Consider the following 18,898-nt stretch of genomic DNA (forward strand, 5'->3'; position numbering starts at 1 on the left):
TTTGTTCTTTATAAGGAGTTTTTTATGAATAGTATGACTGGCTACGGCCTTTGCGAAAAAAGATGCGATGATTTTTATATAAAAGTTGAGATGAAATCAGTTAATAACAGGTTTCTTGACATTAATTCGAGAATGCCAGGGGCTCTAAGCTATGCTGAAGAATCTGTGAAATCATTAGTTAAGTCAAAGGTTAAAAGAGGTAAGCTTGATATATTCATAAACTTTGAATATTTGGATTCTAGTGAAGTTGAAATTGATATTGACTATGAGCTTTTAAATAAGTATATTATTATAAGTAAAGAATTAGAGGAAAAGTTTGGAGTAAAATCAGATTTATCCTTCTCAAAACTTATGGAAGATTCAAATATTTTTAAACCTCAAAAAAAGGAATTTGATGGCGATTATATTCAAGAAGAACTTTTAAAAGTAGTCGATCTTGCTTCTAATGATTTTGTAAAATCTAGATCAATTGAAGGTGAAAAGATAAAGGATGATTTTAAGATAAAACTTGAAGAGGTAAAAAAATTAACTGATTTTATTGAAAAAAGAGCTCCATTAAGTCTTGATGAAAATGAAAAGAGACTTAGAACTAGAGTATCTGAGTATCTTGATTCTAGAGAGATAGATGAAGATAGAATTTTAACAGAAATTGCTATAATGTTAGATAAACTTTCTATTGATGAAGAAATAACTAGGCTCAAAATACACACTCAAAATTTTAGTGATATAATAGATCAAGAAGGACCTATTGGTAGAAAATTAGACTTTTTAATTCAGGAAATGAATAGAGAGTCCAACACTATAGGTTCAAAATCCAATGATATTGAAATTACAAGTGCTGTTGTAATGTTAAAATCAGAAATAGAAAAATTGCGTGAACAAGCGCAAAATGTTGAATAATAAAAAAATTAGGATGGTGATGATTTGGACGGCGGATTTTTATTAGTTTTATCAGGTCCTTCTGGTTCTGGAAAAGGAACTGTTAGTGAATCTTTAATGAAAAACAATGACGATATAATTTTCTCAACTTCTGTAACTACTAGGACCCCTAGACCAGGAGAAGTTAATGGTGAAAATTACTTTTTTGCCACTCGTGAAGAATTTGAAAAAATGGTAGAAAATGATGAACTTTTGGAACATGCCTTTGTTCACACTAACTACTATGGTACACCAAAGAAATTTGTTTTTGATGAAATTGAAAAAGGGGAAATTGTACTTCTAGAAATTGACGTGCAAGGAGCTCTACAAATTAAAGAAAAATACAAGGAAGCAGTCTTCATATTTTTAATCCCTCCAACAATGGATGAATTAAGATCTCGTCTTGTCAAGAGAGATACGGAAACAGAAGATGAAATCGAAACAAGATATAAAAATGCCTTTAAGGAACTTGACTTTGTTGGTGAATATGACTACTTTGTAATTAATGATGTAATAGATAACGCCGTTAAGGACATTGAAACTATTATAGCAGCAGAAAAATTGAGAGTTAAAAGACACAAAAATATTAAGAAAGAAGTTCAAGCAGAAGAGGAGAGAAATAAATGATAATACCATCTTTTAAAGAATTAAAAGAAGTTGCAGATTCAAGATATGAACTTGCAATATTAGTATCAAAAAGAGCTAGAAAATTAATTGATGGAAATCCAGCCCTAGTTGATACAGACAGTGATAAACCAGTTACAATTGCAATTGAAGAAATTATGGATGGCAAGATTAAGTTTGGCGAAAAATTAAGCGATTCTGAATATGAGAAAAAAATTGCTGAAGAAAAAGAAAATCTTATTCAAGAAATCAAACAAAAGAAGATTGACAATTTAAATAAAGAGGACTTAGAAGAGGAATAAGATGTTAAAAGGAAAGAAAATTCTACTTGGGGTTACAGGTGGAATTGCAGTTTATAAATCTCCAGGAATTTGTAGTCTTTTAAGAAAATTAGGAGCAGAAGTAAAAGTAGTTATGACAAAAAATGCTACTGAATTTGTGACTCCACTTACTTTTCAAACTATGTCAAATAATGTTGTTCATGGGGAAATGTTTAACCAATTATTTAATATGGATGTAGAGCATATTTCTCTTGCAAAATGGGCAGATATAATTGTAATTGCACCTGCAACAGCAAATATTATTGGCAAATTTGCCAATGGTATTGCAGATGATATGTTATCTACTGTTTTAATGGCATCAAGATCTAAGGTTATTTTAGCTCCTGGAATGAATACAGTTATGCTTAATTCAGAAGCAAATCAAAAAAACATGAAAACTTTAAAAGATAGAGGAGTAATAATTTTAGATACAAAAGAAGATTTGCTTGCTTGTAATGATTATGGAAGCGGTAAAATGCTTGAGCCAAGTGAAATTGTAGATGAAATTGACAGAGCTCTTACAGAAAAGGATCTAGCAGGAAAGCATGTGGTAATAACAGCCGGTCCAACAAGAGAAGCACTTGATCCCGTTAGATTTATTTCTAATTATTCTTCTGGAAAAATGGGTTATGCTCTTGCAGATAATGCAAAAAAACGTGGAGCAAAGGTAACTTTAATTTCTGGACCAACAAAGATTGACATTCCAAAAGTTGATAATTTTATAAGAGTTACTTCAACTAGAGATATGTTTGATGCAGTTGGAAAATATTTTGATGACTGTGATCTTTTAATAAAAGCAGCAGCTCCAAGTGATTATAGGCCAAAGACTTACAGTGAAGAAAAAATCAAAAAGGGTAATGACAGTCAAATGAATTTAATTGAGATGGAAAAAAATCCAGACATTGCAGCTCACTTTGGCAGTCAAAAGAAAAATCAAGTTATAGTAGGATTTGCAGCTGAATCAACAAACATTTATGAGTATGCAAAAGAAAAACTTGTAAAAAAGAATTTTGATATGATTGTTGTAAATAATATTAAAAAAGAAGGAGCAGGTTTTGGTTCTGACACCAACATAGTTTCTATTATTTCAAAAGAAAATACAGATGATTTAGAAATTATGAGTAAAACTGAACTTGCAAAAGAAATTTTAGATAGAGCAAAAAAACTAATGAGCTAGAGAAATCTAGCTCTTTTGTAGGTGAAGATATGTTTGCAGATATTTTTATTGAAAATAATTTTCAAAAAATTGATAAACTTTATACATATATAGTAAAAGATGATGTTAAACCTGGTATGAGAGTTCTCGTAAATTTTGGGAAGTCTTACAGAGTTGGTATCGTCCTTTTTTTACATGAAAATTATAAAGGTGATCACTTTGATAATTTAAAAGAAATTCATTCTGTTTTAGATGATGAACCAATTATTTCAGAGGAATTGATAAAATTAGGACTTTGGATGAAGGATAGATATCTTATTGGTTATTCAAAAGCATTCTCACCAATTTTGCCACCGGGAAATCTTCAAAAAATTAAGAAAAAAATAGTTATAGAAAAATATCCTCATGGTGGAGATTTAGAGAAACTCAATTCAGTTGATTTAAATAAATATTTTGAAGATTTAAGCGAAGAAGAAAAACAAATTATAAAGAAATTAAGAGCTAAGGGATACATAAAATATGTCTACGATTCTCTTGTAACAGTGAAAGCGAAACTTGTTAATTATCTGAGAGTTTCTAAAGATTTTGATGCAAAAAATCTTGAAGGAATCAGTGAAAAACAAGCAAAAGTTTTTAATTTTATAAAGATGGAAAAAGATATATCCCGTGTTGATGTGATGACTAAACTTAATATTTCTTATTCGCCTATAAAAAGTCTAATTAATAAAAATTTAATAGAAGAATATAAAAAGGAAATTAATAGAAATCCTATAAAAAAAGATTTTAAAAGAGAAAAAATCCCACTAAACACAGAACAACAAACTGCTTTAAAAAGAATTTTAGAAACTGACAAAGTTGTCAGTCTACTACATGGATTGACAGGATCAGGAAAAACCGAAGTCTATTTAAATATTGCATCTAAAATTATTGAAGACGGCGGTCAAGTAATTGTACTTGTTCCAGAAATAGGTTTAACTCCACAAATGATTGAAAGGTTCAAGGGCTGGTTTGGAGATGAAGTAGCCATAATCCATTCAAAGCTTTCTTCTGGGGAGAGATATGATGAATATCGTAAAATCTTAAATAATGAAGTTAAAATTGTTGTAGGAGTAAGAAGTGCAGTTTTTGCACCTTTTAATAATTTAAAGATGATAATAATTGACGAATCTCACGATTCATCTTATGAGTTTCACGATAATTTAAAATACGACACAATAGAAGTTGCGATTAATAGAATGAAGAATAGTGGAAAAGTTCTATTAGGCTCAGCAACTCCTTCTGTAGAATCTTATTTTTATGCCAAGAGAGATTTTTATAATTTATGTCAATTAAAAAATAGGGCAAAAAAAGGTGCATTGTTACCAGAAACAAAAATAGTTGACATGAGAGAAGAATTAGTAATGGGAAATATTTCCATATTTAGTAGAGAACTCAAAGATGAAATAAGTAAAAAATTAAAAAATAATGAACAAATTATTTTATTTTTAAATCGAAGAGGATTTTCTAATTTTATTTCATGCAGGTCTTGTGGAGAAGTTATTAAATGTGACGATTGTGATATTTCAATGACTTATCACAAGGCTAAGAACAGATTAATTTGTCACTATTGTGGTAAAACAAAAGCCCTTCCTAAAGTTTGCCCTTCTTGTGGTTCTAAATTTATCAAGCAATTTGGTGTTGGAACACAAAGAGTTGAAGAAGAAGTTAAAAAAAATTTTCCTGAAGCTAGAGTTTTAAGAATGGACAGAGACACCACTACAAAAAAAGATTCCTTTAATAAATTTTATGAAAAAATAAAAAATAAAGAAGCTGATATTATTATTGGAACTCAAATGGTTTCCAAAGGTTTTGATTTTGAAGATGTAACTTTAGTTGGAATTGTGGCTGCTGATTTATCCCTATATATATCTGATTATAAAGCTCGTGAGAGAACTTTTCAGCTTATAACACAAGTTTCAGGAAGAGCAGGTCGTGCTTCAAAAAAAGGTAAAGTAATTATTCAAACATACAGCCCAGATAGTGAAATTATAAAATATTCTGCACTTGGAGATTATGAAGATTTTTATAATTATGAAATTGAGGAAAGAAAAGTTTATTTGTATCCACCCTACACAAAGTTAGTTGAACTAGAATTTTCTTCTTATGATGAAAGCTTGACTGAGATTTGGGCACAGAAATTTCTCAATCAAATGTCAATTGATTTAAAAGGTATGGATATAATGCTTACAAAATTTATTAAAATGCCTAAGATAAAAAATATAAATAAAACCAAGTTCTCAATTAAGCTCAAACCTAGAGATTTATCTTTGTTAACAGAGGGTCTAAAAAGGGTAATAAGAAATAGTAAGATAGAAGAAGAAAGAAAAATAATATTAAATATAGAATTTTAGGTGATTAGATGGCAATAAGAAAAATTAGAATAGATGAAGATCCAATACTTAGAAAAAAATCTAAGCTAGTTACAAATTACAATGATAGATTAAAAACTTTAATAGATGATATGTACGAAACAATGGATGTAGCCTATGGAGTAGGTCTTGCGGCACCTCAAATTGGAATTCTTAAAAGATTAATTGTTGTTGATAATAGAGATGAAAATGAAGAAGAAGGCATGAGATTTTATATGATTAACCCTCAAATTATCGAAAAAGAGGGGGAAGAAGTTTCAATGGAAGGTTGTCTTTCAGTTCCAGGAAAGCAAGGCACAGTTAAAAGAGCAAAAAATATAAAAGTTAAATACAATGATTTGGATGGAAATGAAAAATTTATGGAAGCAGAAGATTTCTTGGCAAGGATTATTCAACACGAAACCGATCATCTTGATGGAATACTTTATACTGACAAGGCAATTGAAATGTATGAAGCAGGGAGTGAAGAGTAATGAAGTTTATTTTTATGGGTACTCCTGAATTTTCTGTTCCAATATTGGAAAGGTTAAATAAATTGGGAGATATAGCTCTTGTTGTTTCTCAAGAAGATAAGAGAAAGGGAAGAGGAAAAAAAGTTACAAAAACTCCTGTAAAAGTAAAAGCAGAAGAACTAGGTCTTGAAGTTTATCAAGCAAAAGATATCAATTCTGCCGAGGCTATAGAAAAACTTAGAGAGGTTGAAGCTGATATTATTGTTGTTGTTGCTTATGGACAGATTTTAACAAAAGATATAATAGATTTGCCAAAAAAATATATTGTAAATGTTCACGCTTCACTTTTGCCACAATTTAGAGGAGCTGCTCCAATTAATAGAGTCATAATTGAAGGTTATGAAAAAACTGGAGTAAGTCTAATGAGAGTAGAAGAAGGTCTTGATTCTGGAGCAGTATCTAATATAAAAGAAATTGATATAGCTTCTATGGATGCAGGAGAATTAGAAGATAAACTTTCAATAATGGGTGCAGATCTTTTGGAAGAATTTATTAAAGATGTAGAGGAAGAAAAGGTTAAATTTGCTGAGCAAGATGAAACAAAAAAAACATACGCAAATAAAATTTTAAAAGATGATTTAATTTTAAATTTTGATGAAACTTCAAGAGATATTGTAAACAGAATTAGAGGACTCAGCCCAAATTATGGGGTAAAATTTAATTATAAAGATAAATTTTATAAGGTTTTTAGGGCTGAAGAAGTTCAAACTTCACAAGATGATAAAGCTGGAACTATTTTAAAATCAGATAAAGAATTATTAATTAAAACTTCTGATGGGGCAATTTCAGTAAAAGAAATTCAAGCTCCAGGCAAGAGAGTTATGGGAATTGATGACTTTTTACGTGGAAATAAATTTGAAGAAAATTATGTGATTGGAGGAAAATAATGTTTGGACCTTATTTTTACACTTATGATTACTCTTATTTAATCTACATTCTTCCAGGGCTTATCTTGGCAATGTATGCACAAGCAAAAATAAGTTCTGCTTATGAAAAATACAATAAGGTAACTGCTTCAACTGGTCTAAGTGGGGCAGAAGTTGCAAGGAAAATTTTAGATAGAAATGGACTAAATTATGTTGATATAAAGATGGTTGATGGTAAGTTATCTGATCACTATGATCCAAGAGATAAAACCCTTAACTTATCAAGAGATGTTTATTATAAAAATTCCATTGCTTCAGTTTCAATAGCTGCTCACGAAGTTGGTCACGCTATACAAGATTCAGTTGATTATGCACCTTTAAAAATAAGAGCAGCCTTAGTACCACTTGCGAATCTAGGAACACAACTTTCCTTTATTTTAATAATACTTGGATTTTTCTTTTCAGTATTTTTTACAAAATTAGGGATTGCTTTATTTTTCTTTGCTGTATTATTTCAAATAGTAACTCTTCCTGTTGAGTACAATGCCTCTAATAGGGCAAAAAAAGAGTTAGCAATGGGAATTATTACAGAAGAAGATTTAAAAGGAACAAGAGAGGTTCTAAGTGCAGCAGCCTTAACTTATGTTGCATCAACAATTGTTGCAATTGGACAATTTTTAAGATTACTTAGCATATTTGGAAGAAGAGATTAATGAAAAATACAAGAGAAAAAGCACTACAAATAATAAATGATGTCCTCTACAAGGGGACATTTTTAGAAGAAAGTTTAGAAATTCTAAAAAATTCCAAAATTGATGAGAGGGATTATGCTTTTATAAAAGAAATAACTACTGGAGTTATAAGGAATAAAACTTATCTAGATTATGTTATAAAAGAGAATTCAAGGGTTAAATTTAATAGAATTCACAAATTAATACTTAGCATTCTTGAGATGGCAGTTTATCAAATGTATTTTCTTGATAAAGTTCCAGATTATTCTATAGTTGATGAGTCAGTAAATCTTGCAAAAATTTATGGTAATAAGGGATCTATTTCTTTTACCAATGGTATTCTTAGGAGTATTTCTAAAAAAGATAAAGTTCAAGTTAAAATAAAGGACAGCATAGATAATCTTTCAACTTTTTACTCTCATCCAAGATTTTACACTGAGTATTTTTATAAAAATTATGGTGAGGATTTTACTAAAAAGTTACTCAAGGCAAATAATGAAAAAGCACCTTTTACAATAAGGGTAAATAGTTTAAAAACAAATAAAGAAGATTTGCTAAATAAACTAAATGAACTAGGATATAAGGTTTTAGAGACGAGTTTTGAAAATGCTTTAAATATTGATAATCCCAATGGTATCATTGATACAGACCTATTTAAAGAAGGATATTTTTATGTACAAGATTTAGGCTCAATTTTAGTTTCTAGTTTTTTAAATCCAAAAAAAGATTCAAAAGTCTTAGATTTATGTGCGGCACCTGGTGGAAAGACAAGTCATTTATCAGAAATAATGGAAAACACTGGTGAAATTATTGCCTGTGACAAATCAAAGGGTAAAGTTAAAATAATTAAAGAAAATGCTAAAAGACTTGGATGCAAAAATATTAGTCCAATAATAAACGATGCTAGAGTTTTAAATGAAGAATTTATTGAGAATTTTGACTATGTTTTAGTTGATGCACCTTGTTCTGGAACTGGACTGTATAGAAAGAAACCGGATATAAAATGGAATAAGAATATTGAAGATATAAAAGAACTTTCTGAAATTCAATTGGAAATATTAGAGAATGCAAAAGAATATCTAAAGGTCAATGGATTTTTACTTTATTCTACTTGTTCACTTTCTAAGATTGAAAATGAAGATGTCATTCACAAATTCTTAAACAAAAATAGAAATTTTAAAATAATAAAATTAAGAGATAAGGAGATTTTAAAACTATTCCCATCAGTAGATGGAAGTGATGGTTTTTCTATATGTCTATTAGAAAAAATATCTTAATATATTGGCTGTGAAAAACATTCACAGTCTTTTTTATATTAAATTAATTTTTTAAATATATTTTTATTTGTAGAAGTCTAATGGTATAATGATTAGATGAATAGGTGGTTTTAATGGAATTAAATTCTATGTATGAAGATGAACTTCGCCAATTTTTTGAAGATAAGGGCGAAAAGGCCTTTAGAGGTTCTCAGCTTTTTACTTTTTTTCACGATAAAAAAAGGTATGATATAGAGAATTCAAATCTTTCGACAAAAGCAATCTCAATTATTGAAAAAGAAGAAATAAATAGACTTGAGATTTTTAAAAGTTTTGATTCAAAATTAGATGAAACAAAAAAGATGCTTTTTAAATTAAAAGACAACAATTTAATTGAAGGGGTCTTAATGGAGTACAAGCATGGATATTCTCAATGTGTGTCAAGTCAAGTTGGCTGCAGAATGGGTTGTGACTTTTGTGCTTCTACAAAATCTGGACTTGTGAGAAATCTAACAGCAGGAGAAATGCTCTCTCAGGTTTATGAAATTGAAAATAAATATAAGATTAAAGTCTCTAATTTTATTTTAATGGGAAGTGGTGAACCACTTGATAATTTTCCTGAAGTAATTAGATTTATAAAATTACTTCACGATGAAAAGGGGCACAATACAAGTTATAGAAATATAACAATTTCAACTTGTGGAGTGGCTGATAAGATTTATGATTTAGCAGATATAAATCTTCCAATTAATCTTGCTATTAGCCTTCATCAAACTAATGATAAAGATAGGTCAAATCTTATGCCAATTAACAGACGATTTAATCTTTCTGATTTGAAAAAATCATTGGAATATTATATTGAAAAGACTAATAATAGGATTACTTTTGAATATACTCTAATTAAGAATCAAAATGATGGCAAAAAAAATATTGATGAATTTTATAATTTTGCAAAAAATTTAAAGTGCCATATTAATTTAATCCCATTAAATCCAATAGAAGAATTTGATGAAAAGAGACCTTCCAAAGAGGAGATAAATCATTTTAAAAATGAACTCGAAAAAAAGGGATTTAATGTGACAATAAGAAGAGAACTAGGAAGGGACATCAGCGCCTCATGTGGACAACTAAGGCGTAAGATTGAGGTGAAATAAATGAAAGTAGTATCAGCAACAAATGTAGGTAACTACAGAAAAAACAATGAGGATTCATATTTTTTAAATGAATCTAAAAATTTATATATTCTAGCTGATGGAATGGGAGGTCATTTGGCAGGTGAAAGAGCCTCAAAGATGGCAACTGAAATTATTGGAAGTGACTTTGAAGGGGAAAGAGAAGTAAAAAGTATAGATGATGCTATAGAAATTCTTGCATCTTCAATAAGAGATGCCAATAAAAAAATCTATGAAAGCTCTCAAGAAAATGAAGATTACAGGGGAATGGGTACGACACTGTCTGCCGGACTAATATTAGACAATGTTCTAATTTATTCTAACATTGGTGATTCTAGGATATACAAGATAAATAAAGATATGGAGCAATTAACAAGAGATGATTCCTTTGTAAATTATTTAATTGAGATTGGTGAAATTACTGAAGAAGAAGCAAAGAATCATCCTAAGAAAAATGTCCTTACTAAGGCAATGGGAACAACGCCTGATATTGAAGTTATAGTTAATACTCTTAATATTGAAGAGAAAGACATATTTTTATTTTGTTCTGATGGGCTCACTAATATGGTTTCTGATGAGGATATTTTTAAAATTGTAAAAGAAAATAGCCCTGAAGATGCCAGGGATAAGCTTCTTGACTTGGCTCTAAAAAATGGCGGTATGGATAATATTACATTTATTTTAGTATTTAATGAGTAGGTGGGCAATGATTAATAAAATTTTAGGAAATAGATACGAGATATTAGAAAAAATTGGCACTGGCGGAATGGGAAATGTTTTTAAAGCCCATGATAAAAAGCTTGATAGAATTGTTGCCATAAAAGTTCTAAAGTTAGAATATAATGAAGATAATAATTTTATAAGAAAATTTAAGAGAGAATCTCTTGCAGCAGCCAGTATTTCTCATCCAAATATAGTTAGTATTTATGATGTAGGTACAGAAAAAATACAAGATAAAGAAGTACACTATATTGTAATGGAATATATTGATGGAAAGACTTTAAAGGATTTAATAAATGATGAGGGTAGATTATCTGAAAAAAGAGCTTTAAATTATTGTATCCAAATTGCAGAAGCTCTTAAAGTTGCTCATTCAAAGCACATTGTGCATAGAGATATTAAGTCGCAAAATATTATGGTTACTAGAGATGACAGGATTAAAGTAACAGATTTTGGCATAGCTAGAGTTGCTGATAATACAACTGTTACAGCTACAAATGCTGTAATGGGTTCTGTTCATTATTTTTCTCCAGAACAAGCAAGAGGAGCTAAGGTAGATAATAGGTCTGATATTTATTCTCTTGGTATTGTTTTATTTGAAATGTTAACTGGAAGGCTTCCTTTTGATGCAGATAATCCAGTTTCAGTTGCTCTTATGCAAGTACAATCACAAATGCCAAGACCTTCAGAATTTATAAAGAGTCTAGATCCTTCAGTTGATGCTTTAGTTTTAAAAATGACTGAAAAAGATCCAGACGATAGGTATAAAGATGTATTTGAATTAATAAAAGATATAAAAGATTATACAATGGGTGCAAAGACTTTTTCTGTCAATAGAGCTTATGACGATGATGACAGAACTGTTGTGACACCAGCTATGAATAGAAGACCAAACAGAAATCATTCTAATAATATGGATGCGAAAAAGCCTAATAGACCTAAAAAGGTTGTAAAAAAGAAAAAATCAGTCGCTCCAGCAATATTAGGTATTTTTTCTGCAGTAGTTATAATTGCACTTCTAATTTATGTAGTTCCAAAGGCAATGAAGGGTATGAAGTCTGGTGACGAAGTAGAAAAAATAGTTGTAGAAAATTATCTTGGCAAAACTAGAGATGAAGCTAAAGAACTTTTAGAAGCACAAGGTCTTGTCTTAGATGTAAGTACAGTTGAGAACGAAAATGAAGCTGATGGGGTAGTTTTGGGACAAAGTCCTGAAGAAGGAACTGAGGTAGAAAAAGGTTCCACTGTAACTTTAGAAATAAATGAACTTCCTGATTCAGTTCCTGTTCCACCTCTAAAAGGCTTAACAAAAGATGAAGCTCAAAAAGTTCTTGAAGAAAATTCATTAAAACTTGGTTCAATTGAAGAAGAATTTAATGAAGATGTTGAAGAAGGAAAAGTTATTTATTCAAATCCTGATGGGGGCTATTCTGTTAAGAGAGGAACTGCTGTAAAACTTATAATTTCTAAGGGAGTAGATAAAACACCAGTTGTTCTAAGTGACTATAAGGGAATGGACCAAGATATAGTTGTAAATCAACTAAAGAGCTTGGGCTTAACAGTTGTTATTGAAAATGGAAATAGCAATAAAGTTTCTGAAGGTCAAGTTTATGATATGGATCCAAAACCAAGTGAAAGCGTGGAAAAGGGTTCAACAGTTACTCTTTATATATCTAAAGGTCCAAAGATTGATGAAGAGGAAGATTTAAATGAAAAAGAAAACGAAGAAAGTAATAATGAAGACAACTATAACAAGGTTAATCATATAAAAGTTAAGGTACCTGACGATGGCGAAAGTCATAGAGTTAATGCTGAAAGAGTTAGAGATGCAAATGGCAATAAGATAGGTTCTCAGACAGTTTGGAATTACAACATCGAAGCTGGAGATGTGGCAAGTGTTGAACTTATCGGACCTGGCGAATATAACATTTATGTAGATGGAAATCTTGTTAAGACTGAGAAGATAAAATAATGATTGGAAAAATAATAAAATTGACAGGGGGCTTCTACTATATTAAGTCAAAAGATAAAGTTTTTGAAACGAGAGCTAGGGGCAATTTTAGACATTCGAAGGTAGACCCTCTTGTTGGTGATGATGTAGAATTTAAATATGAAGAAAAAACTCTGGGATATATTGAAAAAGTATATCCCAGAAAAAATATGCTCACAAGACCAAAGGTTGCAAATGTTGATCTTGCTCTAGTTGTTATTCCTGTTTTGGATCCAAAATACAACTTGGTGATAATAGACAAAACTATAATTCAAGCAGAGTATCAAGGAATAGATGTTGCAGTTGTCATAAATAAGTGCGATCTTGATAGGGAAAGTGGAGAAAAGCTTAGAGATATTTATAAAAGTGCTGGTTTTGAAACATTTATGATTTCAGATAAGGATGATTCAATAGATTCTTTAAAAAATTTTTTAAAGGGAAAAACTGTTGCTCTTTGTGGAGTTTCTGGTGCTGGCAAATCAACTATAACATCTAGAATATTAGATAAGGATGTTGAAGTTGGAAAAGTATCTGATAAGACTAAAAGAGGTAAACACACAACAAGACACACTGAGATTCTTTATAATGATGATATTTATATTTTTGATACTCCAGGATTTTCTTCACTAAGTTTAAATATTGATAGTGATGATTTAAAAAACTATTTTAGAGAATTTAGAACTTTTAATGATTGCAAATTTAATAATTGCAATCACATAAAAGAACCAAAATGTGCTGTCAAAGAAGCTGTAGAATTAAAAAAAATAACTAGAGAAAGATACGAAAATTATTTATATATTTATAATGAAATAAAAAATAAAGGAGAATATTAATGATTTCACCTTCACTACTATCAGCAGATTTCACAAATTTAGAAAAAGAATTTAAAATTATGAACGAAGAAAAGGTTGATTTTGTTCATCTTGATATAATGGATGGAAATTATGTGCCAAATATTTCTTATGGTCCAGGAATTGTAAAAAGTCTTAGACCACTTACAGATATTCCCTTTGACACTCATCTTATGATTGAAAGACCAGAAAATTATATAGAAGATTTTAAAAAAGCTGGTTCAGATATTATAACAATTCATCCAAGCACAACAAAACATCTTGATAGAACCCTTTCTTTGATAAAGTCAAAGGGTATGAAAGCAGGACTTGCACTTAATCCAGCCGACAGCTTAGAAATTTTAGATTATACAATAGAAAACTTAGATTTAGTTCTAGTCATGAGTGTTAATCCTGGATTTGGAGGACAAAAATTTATTCCTTCAGCTCTAAAAAAAATTTCTGAAGTTAAAAAAATAATTGAAGAAAGAGATTTAAATACTTTAATAGAAGTTGATGGTGGAGTTAAACTAGAAAATGCTAAAGAAGTTTTAGAAGCTGGAGCTGATATTTTAGTTGCAGGTTCAGCTATTTTTGAAAGAAATAAAACTAGAGAAAATATTAGGGATTTCAAGGAATTGTTATGAAAAAAGCTCTTTTAATTTCTGCTGGAAGACAGGTTTCAAAAGAATTAATAGAAAAATATATTGATAGATTTACAGTTGTTGCAGATGGAGGAGCAAGACTTTTAAAAAAATATAATCTCAAGGCAAATTTGCTTTTGGGAGATTTAGATTCCATAGCTAATGAAGCACTTTCTTATGTAGAAAAAAATGGAATTGAGATTAAGAAATTTCCTGCAAAAAAAGATTTTACAGATACAGAATTAGCACTTTCTTATTTAGTGGATGAAGGCTACAGAGATATTATTATTTTGGGAGCCTTGGGCACAAGATTAGATCACGAGCTAGCAAATCTTTTGAATTTAAAAAAATTATATAAGAATGGAATTAAAGCAAAAATAGAAGACGATTATAACGAAGTTATTTATGTCGAAGAAGGCTCTTATGATTTTGAAAAAACTAATAAAAAATACTTTTCATTAATTAATGCCTCTGATAAATTAAGATTTTCAACAAAGGGCCTTTACTATGAAGTTGAAGATCTAGTTATGGATTTTAATAATCCCAGTAGAGCAGTTAGCAATGAAATGATTTCTAACAAGGCTACTATAAAAATAAATTATGGATCTGCTTTTATTATAATGTCAAAAGATTAATTTAATATTAAAATTGCCCAAGATTAAATTATCTTGAGCTTTAAAAAATCCCAGATTCCTTATTTTGGATTCTGGGATTTTTTTGTGTAATTTATTTTTCTAATTTGTAGTACATTTTATAGTGTTTAATTGATCCAAACTTTCTTTTTAAATAAGTTTTCTTTCTGCTAAAGCTAAAGTCTTTCTTATTATTTATTGTGAACTCGTAGCCGTTTTTTAGAAGTTTATCTATTGTATCGTGATATTTTTCATTTGTATATTCCTTTAAAAGTTTTGGGTGAGCATTCATCCAAATTTTTGAAGTTTCTTTGTGATAATAAACTTCTTCTTCAAAGCCTAGGTCTAGAAGGTCACGAATGTAAAAATCAAGAACATTAACCCCTCCTGCAGCCATAAAATAGTGACTTTGTGGAAGTCTTAGATTCATTTCAAAAGCTTTAAAAGTATTGTCTCGAGGATCATATTTTAAATCAATATTTGAATATCCAGTGTAGTGAATTGATTCAAGTTTTTCTTTATAAAACTTATAAAGCTCTGGCATGTATTTTGTATAAATAGCATCATTATTTCCAATTCTAAGTGGAAGTGGATCTGCTAAAAGGATTTGTCCATAAACCATCATGCGCACCTTTCCAGTTTTGTCACAATAGACATTAAAAGAAGCTTGGTTTGATGCAGGACCTGGTATATATTCTTGGACAAGCATTGTCCCTTCATAGTTTTTGTCATCATAAATAGTTTCAACAACAGTTTTTAATTCTTCATAATCATAAATTGTGTAAACTTTATACTTATTTGGAAAAGATAGCTTTACATAAGATATTGAATCATTAGGTTTTAATATCAAAGGGAATTGTAAGTCTAAATCTTTAATTTCTTTAGAAGAATTTATAATAGCAAATTTTGGATAAGGGATTCCAAGTTCTTCGCAAGAATTATAAAAATCAATTTTATTTTCAAGTCTTTCGTTTAGTTCCCTTGAAGGAGTATTGAACTTATAATACTCTTTTATTTTATCCTTGTTGTTGGAAAGTAACTTTGAATATTCATCACCACATGGAATTGTAATTAGGCTGGCATCTTTATTTTCTTTTGCAAATTTTATCATTTCATTCACAAAAACTTCATTATCAGAAAAATTTTCTATAACTTTCCTGTCTAAAATTCTAGAATGATCTGTTGCTGGCAGTGGCTTTTGACAAAAGACAGTTGAAATAAGTCCATAATTATCATTTAAAATACGAGCAATACCATAGGCATTTTCGTCTGAGCCAAGAATAACAAACTTAACATTATATTTTTTTATTATATCTTTAGAAATATTTTTCATGTTTCTCCTTTATCTATAATTTTTAATTCTTCATTTTATCCTTATACATTATACACTAGAAGGCAAAATATTTTAAGGAGTATAGAGAAATGCCCTATCTTTCTTTTTCCAATAATTGGAAACTTTTTTTATTTCTTCTTGGGATAGAATTAGTTTATTATTGTTTTTAAGCCTTTTATCAATTTCTGAAATCACAGAAAGTTTGTCAGCACACCATTTTGGTTCAAACAATTTGGATTTTGGAGGATCTCCTGTAATTCTATGGACTACTGTTTTTTCATCTATATTATCTAAGGCGTAGAGAAGTATATCAATGTATTCATCTCTTGATAAAATTTTAAACTTTTCTTTATTATATAAATCATAAATTGGCGAATCCTTTAAAATATAAAGATTGTGAAATTTAACTCCAAAAGGCTCAACTTCTCTAATATAATTTATTGTATTTGTAAAATCAGAATCTTCTTCAAAGGGAAGACCGAAAATAGCGTGAATCAAAAAAAGAATATTTACTTCTTTTAATTTTTTTATAGTTTTATCAAATAAATCATGAGAATATCCTCTATTTATCAATTCTATTGTATCTTCATTTACACTTTGCATTCCAAGTTCAAGCCAAAGTGTTTTTCTTTCTGAAATTTTTTTTAGATATTCAATTTTTTCATCGTCTAAACAGTCACATCTTGTGGCAATTGAAATGCCTTTTATATCATCACGACTTGCAATGGTATCGTAAATATTTTTTAATTTATCTAAAGAAGCATAGGTGTTTGTAAAATTTTGAAAATAGGCAATATAATTTTTTGCCTTCCATTTCTTTTCCAAAAAAATTTTTTGAGAATCAATTTGTTGAGAAATGTTTAAACTTTTTGATCCAGCAAACTCACCGCTCCCCTCATCAGAACAGAAAATACAGCCAGTTTCTGATATTGTTCCATCTCTATTGGGACAAGAAAATCCACCGTCAAGAGATAATTTCACAGTTTTCCCATTAAAATATTCACGAAAGAAATCGTTAAAAGATAAAAATCTTCTCATAATATCACCTCATTTATTATATATTTTTTTAAAAAATATTTCTATGACTGTGAAATTGAAAAAAATGCTATATAATAGAATAGGAATTGAGGTTTTTTAATGGACTTAAAATTTAAAAACTATCTAATTTTAGCAGAAGAATTTTTGCTAAATGAAGATTATGATAGGGCAGAAGAACTTCTCATTAAATCTCTTAAATTTACTAGTAAAGAGGATATTGATGAGAAAATATCTGTATATTTTGAGCTTTGTGACATTTTTTTGAAAAAGGAAAAATTCAATGAAGCTGTGACTTATTTTAATAAAATTTTAGATTTAAAAGAAATGCCTGGAGCCTATTATGGGCTTGCCATTTGTAATGATTTTTGTAATGGTGATATTAATTATTCTATAAAAAATTATAAATTGGCAATTTCTTTGGACGAAAATTATGACAGGGCACATTATTATTTAGCTCATGCCTATGACAAAATTGGAAAGAGCAATCTTGCCATTGACGAATTAAAAAAAGTTATTGATATAGATGAGTTTGATTTTGTAAGTTATAATGATTTAGGTTCAATTTATGAAGTTTTAAATAAAGATGATTTGGCAGAATTTTATGTAAAGAAATCTTTAGATATAAAATCTGATTATGGTAGAGCCCTTTACAATATGGGTGTTTTATCAAAAAAGAAAGGAAAAAACAAATTAGCTTTAAAATATTATTATGAAGCTATTGGAAAATTTGAAGATCCTTTTTTGTTTTTAAATATGTCTGCCATATATATCGAAAATAAAGATTATAAGTCTGCTATAAATATATTAGATAGGGGATTAGAAGATTTCCCAAATTCTGTCAATCTACATTACAACAAGGCTTGTTCCTTTCACTTATTGGGAAGAGATGATTTGGCAAAGGATGAAATAATTAAAGCCATAGAAATAAATAGTGATGCTTATATATGGGCGCAAACTGATGATGATTTAAAGGAAATAGTAAAGGAGTTAAAATGATTATTATAAAAACAGAAGACGAAATTAAAAAAATGCAAGTTGCAGGAAAGGTTCTTTCAGATGTTCACCATAAACTAAGAGATTTTATAAAACCAGGTGTAAAGACAATTGAAATTGATAGATTTGTTGAAAATTATTTAAAAGAAAGAGGAGCTTATCCTGAACAAAAGGGATATGAAGGCTATCCTTATTCTGTATGTGCATCAGTAAATGATGAAATTTGTCATGGATTCCCAAGTGAATATGAATTAAAAAATGGAGATATAATAACTGTGGACATGGTTGTAAATGTTGATGGTTGGCTTGCTGATTCAGCTTGGTCATATGAAGTTGGGGAAGTTTCAGATGAAGCAAAAAAACTTTTAAAAGTTACTCGTGAATCCATGTATAAGGGGATTGAAAAGGCCGTTATAGGAAATAGACTTGGAGATATTGCTGCTGCTGTTCAAAAACACGCAGAAGATAATGGATATTCTGTAGTAAGAGAATTTGTTGGACATGGTATTGGTCAAGAAATGCACGAAGATCCACAAGTTCTTCATTATGGAAAGGCAGGTCGCGGTCTTAGAATTCAAGAAGGAATGGTATTTACAATAGAACCAATGATAAATATGGGTAAAAAAGAACTTACTATAGATGATAATGGTTGGACAGCGAGGACAAAAGATGGTTCTCTTTCTGCGCAATATGAACATCAAATAGCTATTACAAAAGATGGACCAATAATAATAACTGATCAAGGCGATTGTTGA

General features: G+C 29.4%; 19 protein-coding genes. 17 read left to right on the forward strand and 2 right to left on the reverse strand.

Going from position 1 to position 18,898, the window contains the following annotated elements; genetic code table 11:
• The first annotated feature begins 24 nt into the window (after positions 1 to 24).
• The 15 genes from BN3657_RS06015 to BN3657_RS06085 all read left to right on the forward strand — a co-directional run bounded on the left by BN3657_RS06015 (position 25) and on the right by BN3657_RS06085 (position 14,782).
• The gene (locus BN3657_RS06015) at positions 25 to 900 is read left to right on the forward strand and encodes a YicC/YloC family endoribonuclease (protein WP_062552176.1); all 876 of its coding nucleotides are present in this window, start codon (positions 25 to 27) and stop codon (positions 898 to 900) included.
• 24 nt (positions 901 to 924) lie between these two features.
• Positions 925 to 1,545, forward strand: a complete 621-nt coding sequence (gene gmk / locus BN3657_RS06020) for a guanylate kinase (RefSeq protein ID WP_019138189.1) — start codon at positions 925 to 927, stop codon at positions 1,543 to 1,545.
• Positions 1,542 to 1,844: a DNA-directed RNA polymerase subunit omega gene (gene rpoZ / locus BN3657_RS06025; protein ID WP_062552177.1), complete on the forward strand. Its 303-nt coding sequence runs from the start codon at positions 1,542 to 1,544 to the stop codon at positions 1,842 to 1,844. The genes gmk and rpoZ overlap by 4 nt, the downstream gene beginning before the upstream one ends.
• A 1-nt stretch (position 1,845) precedes the next feature.
• Positions 1,846 to 3,039: a bifunctional phosphopantothenoylcysteine decarboxylase/phosphopantothenate--cysteine ligase CoaBC gene (coaBC, locus tag BN3657_RS06030; protein WP_062552178.1), complete on the forward strand. Its 1,194-nt coding sequence runs from the start codon at positions 1,846 to 1,848 to the stop codon at positions 3,037 to 3,039.
• 29 nt (positions 3,040 to 3,068) lie between these two features.
• Positions 3,069 to 5,408 carry a primosomal protein N' gene (gene priA / locus BN3657_RS06035; RefSeq protein WP_062552179.1) on the forward strand — a complete coding sequence of 780 codons (2,340 nt, stop codon included), beginning with the start codon at positions 3,069 to 3,071 and terminating at the stop codon, positions 5,406 to 5,408.
• 8 nt (positions 5,409 to 5,416) lie between these two features.
• A complete protein-coding gene (gene def, locus BN3657_RS06040; protein WP_062552180.1) occupies positions 5,417 to 5,899 on the forward strand; it encodes a peptide deformylase in 483 nt (160 codons plus the stop codon).
• Complete coding sequence (gene fmt / locus BN3657_RS06045; RefSeq protein WP_062552181.1) at positions 5,899 to 6,825, forward strand: methionyl-tRNA formyltransferase; 927 nt, start codon at positions 5,899 to 5,901, stop codon at positions 6,823 to 6,825. Before def ends, fmt begins: the two co-directional genes overlap by 1 nt.
• Positions 6,825 to 7,517 (forward strand): zinc metallopeptidase, encoded by a 693-nt coding sequence (locus BN3657_RS06050; protein ID WP_062552182.1) that lies wholly within the window; start codon positions 6,825 to 6,827, stop codon positions 7,515 to 7,517. Before fmt ends, BN3657_RS06050 begins: the two co-directional genes overlap by 1 nt.
• Positions 7,517 to 8,812: a 16S rRNA (cytosine(967)-C(5))-methyltransferase RsmB gene (gene rsmB, locus BN3657_RS06055; RefSeq protein ID WP_062552183.1), complete on the forward strand. Its 1,296-nt coding sequence runs from the start codon at positions 7,517 to 7,519 to the stop codon at positions 8,810 to 8,812. Before BN3657_RS06050 ends, rsmB begins: the two co-directional genes overlap by 1 nt.
• A 113-nt stretch (positions 8,813 to 8,925) precedes the next feature.
• Complete coding sequence (gene rlmN, locus BN3657_RS06060; RefSeq protein WP_062552184.1) at positions 8,926 to 9,945, forward strand: 23S rRNA (adenine(2503)-C(2))-methyltransferase RlmN; 1,020 nt, start codon at positions 8,926 to 8,928, stop codon at positions 9,943 to 9,945.
• Positions 9,946 to 10,662 carry a Stp1/IreP family PP2C-type Ser/Thr phosphatase gene (locus BN3657_RS06065; protein WP_062552185.1) on the forward strand — a complete coding sequence of 239 codons (717 nt, stop codon included), beginning with the start codon at positions 9,946 to 9,948 and terminating at the stop codon, positions 10,660 to 10,662.
• Positions 10,663 to 10,669: 7 nt separating this feature from the next.
• Positions 10,670 to 12,655: a Stk1 family PASTA domain-containing Ser/Thr kinase gene (gene pknB / locus BN3657_RS06070; RefSeq protein WP_062552186.1), complete on the forward strand. Its 1,986-nt coding sequence runs from the start codon at positions 10,670 to 10,672 to the stop codon at positions 12,653 to 12,655.
• Positions 12,655 to 13,506: a ribosome small subunit-dependent GTPase A gene (gene rsgA / locus BN3657_RS06075; RefSeq protein WP_062552187.1), complete on the forward strand. Its 852-nt coding sequence runs from the start codon at positions 12,655 to 12,657 to the stop codon at positions 13,504 to 13,506. The genes pknB and rsgA overlap by 1 nt, the downstream gene beginning before the upstream one ends.
• Positions 13,506 to 14,150 carry a ribulose-phosphate 3-epimerase gene (gene rpe / locus BN3657_RS06080; RefSeq protein ID WP_062552188.1) on the forward strand — a complete coding sequence of 215 codons (645 nt, stop codon included), beginning with the start codon at positions 13,506 to 13,508 and terminating at the stop codon, positions 14,148 to 14,150. Before rsgA ends, rpe begins: the two co-directional genes overlap by 1 nt.
• Positions 14,147 to 14,782: a thiamine diphosphokinase gene (locus BN3657_RS06085; RefSeq protein WP_062552189.1), complete on the forward strand. Its 636-nt coding sequence runs from the start codon at positions 14,147 to 14,149 to the stop codon at positions 14,780 to 14,782. The genes rpe and BN3657_RS06085 overlap by 4 nt, the downstream gene beginning before the upstream one ends.
• Positions 14,783 to 14,873: 91 nt before the next feature.
• Here BN3657_RS06085 and BN3657_RS06090 read toward each other — a convergent pair whose 3' ends face one another.
• Both BN3657_RS06090 and BN3657_RS06095 read right to left on the reverse strand, forming a co-directional pair.
• Positions 14,874 to 16,112 (reverse strand): carboxylate--amine ligase, encoded by a 1,239-nt coding sequence (locus tag BN3657_RS06090; RefSeq protein ID WP_062552190.1) that lies wholly within the window; start codon positions 16,110 to 16,112, stop codon positions 14,874 to 14,876.
• Between the two features lie 72 nt (positions 16,113 to 16,184).
• A complete protein-coding gene (locus BN3657_RS06095) occupies positions 16,185 to 17,150 on the reverse strand; it encodes a TIGR01212 family radical SAM protein (protein ID WP_062552191.1) in 966 nt (321 codons plus the stop codon).
• A 99-nt stretch (positions 17,151 to 17,249) separates the two neighbouring features.
• On the opposite strand from BN3657_RS06095, the gene BN3657_RS06100 reads away from it, so the two are divergent.
• Both BN3657_RS06100 and map read left to right on the forward strand, forming a co-directional pair.
• On the forward strand, positions 17,250 to 18,146 hold the full coding sequence (locus BN3657_RS06100) for a tetratricopeptide repeat protein (RefSeq protein WP_062552192.1): 897 nt from the start codon (positions 17,250 to 17,252) through the stop codon (positions 18,144 to 18,146).
• Complete coding sequence (map, locus tag BN3657_RS06105; RefSeq protein ID WP_062552193.1) at positions 18,143 to 18,898, forward strand: type I methionyl aminopeptidase; 756 nt, start codon at positions 18,143 to 18,145, stop codon at positions 18,896 to 18,898. The genes BN3657_RS06100 and map overlap by 4 nt, the downstream gene beginning before the upstream one ends.

The sequence above is a fragment of the Peptoniphilus phoceensis genome (assembly GCF_001517665.2).
GTDB lineage: Bacteria > Bacillota > Clostridia > Tissierellales > Peptoniphilaceae > Peptoniphilus_A > Peptoniphilus_A timonensis.

Coding starts and splice junctions, on each gene's coding strand:
- BN3657_RS06095 (WP_062552191.1), bottom strand. CDS start 17,150: ATGAGAAGATTTTTATCTTTTAACGATTTCTTTCGTGAATATTTTAAT.
- rlmN (WP_062552184.1), top strand. CDS start 8,926: ATGGAATTAAATTCTATGTATGAAGATGAACTTCGCCAATTTTTTGAA.
- BN3657_RS06100 (WP_062552192.1), top strand. CDS start 17,250: ATGGACTTAAAATTTAAAAACTATCTAATTTTAGCAGAAGAATTTTTG.
- BN3657_RS06015 (WP_062552176.1), top strand. CDS start 25: ATGAATAGTATGACTGGCTACGGCCTTTGCGAAAAAAGATGCGATGAT.
- pknB (WP_062552186.1), top strand. CDS start 10,670: ATGATTAATAAAATTTTAGGAAATAGATACGAGATATTAGAAAAAATT.
- BN3657_RS06065 (WP_062552185.1), top strand. CDS start 9,946: ATGAAAGTAGTATCAGCAACAAATGTAGGTAACTACAGAAAAAACAAT.
- rpe (WP_062552188.1), top strand. CDS start 13,506: ATGATTTCACCTTCACTACTATCAGCAGATTTCACAAATTTAGAAAAA.
- BN3657_RS06050 (WP_062552182.1), top strand. CDS start 6,825: ATGTTTGGACCTTATTTTTACACTTATGATTACTCTTATTTAATCTAC.
- BN3657_RS06085 (WP_062552189.1), top strand. CDS start 14,147: ATGAAAAAAGCTCTTTTAATTTCTGCTGGAAGACAGGTTTCAAAAGAA.
- fmt (WP_062552181.1), top strand. CDS start 5,899: ATGAAGTTTATTTTTATGGGTACTCCTGAATTTTCTGTTCCAATATTG.
- priA (WP_062552179.1), top strand. CDS start 3,069: ATGTTTGCAGATATTTTTATTGAAAATAATTTTCAAAAAATTGATAAA.
- rsgA (WP_062552187.1), top strand. CDS start 12,655: ATGATTGGAAAAATAATAAAATTGACAGGGGGCTTCTACTATATTAAG.
- coaBC (WP_062552178.1), top strand. CDS start 1,846: ATGTTAAAAGGAAAGAAAATTCTACTTGGGGTTACAGGTGGAATTGCA.
- rpoZ (WP_062552177.1), top strand. CDS start 1,542: ATGATAATACCATCTTTTAAAGAATTAAAAGAAGTTGCAGATTCAAGA.
- rsmB (WP_062552183.1), top strand. CDS start 7,517: ATGAAAAATACAAGAGAAAAAGCACTACAAATAATAAATGATGTCCTC.
- BN3657_RS06090 (WP_062552190.1), bottom strand. CDS start 16,112: ATGAAAAATATTTCTAAAGATATAATAAAAAAATATAATGTTAAGTTT.
- map (WP_062552193.1), top strand. CDS start 18,143: ATGATTATTATAAAAACAGAAGACGAAATTAAAAAAATGCAAGTTGCA.
- def (WP_062552180.1), top strand. CDS start 5,417: ATGGCAATAAGAAAAATTAGAATAGATGAAGATCCAATACTTAGAAAA.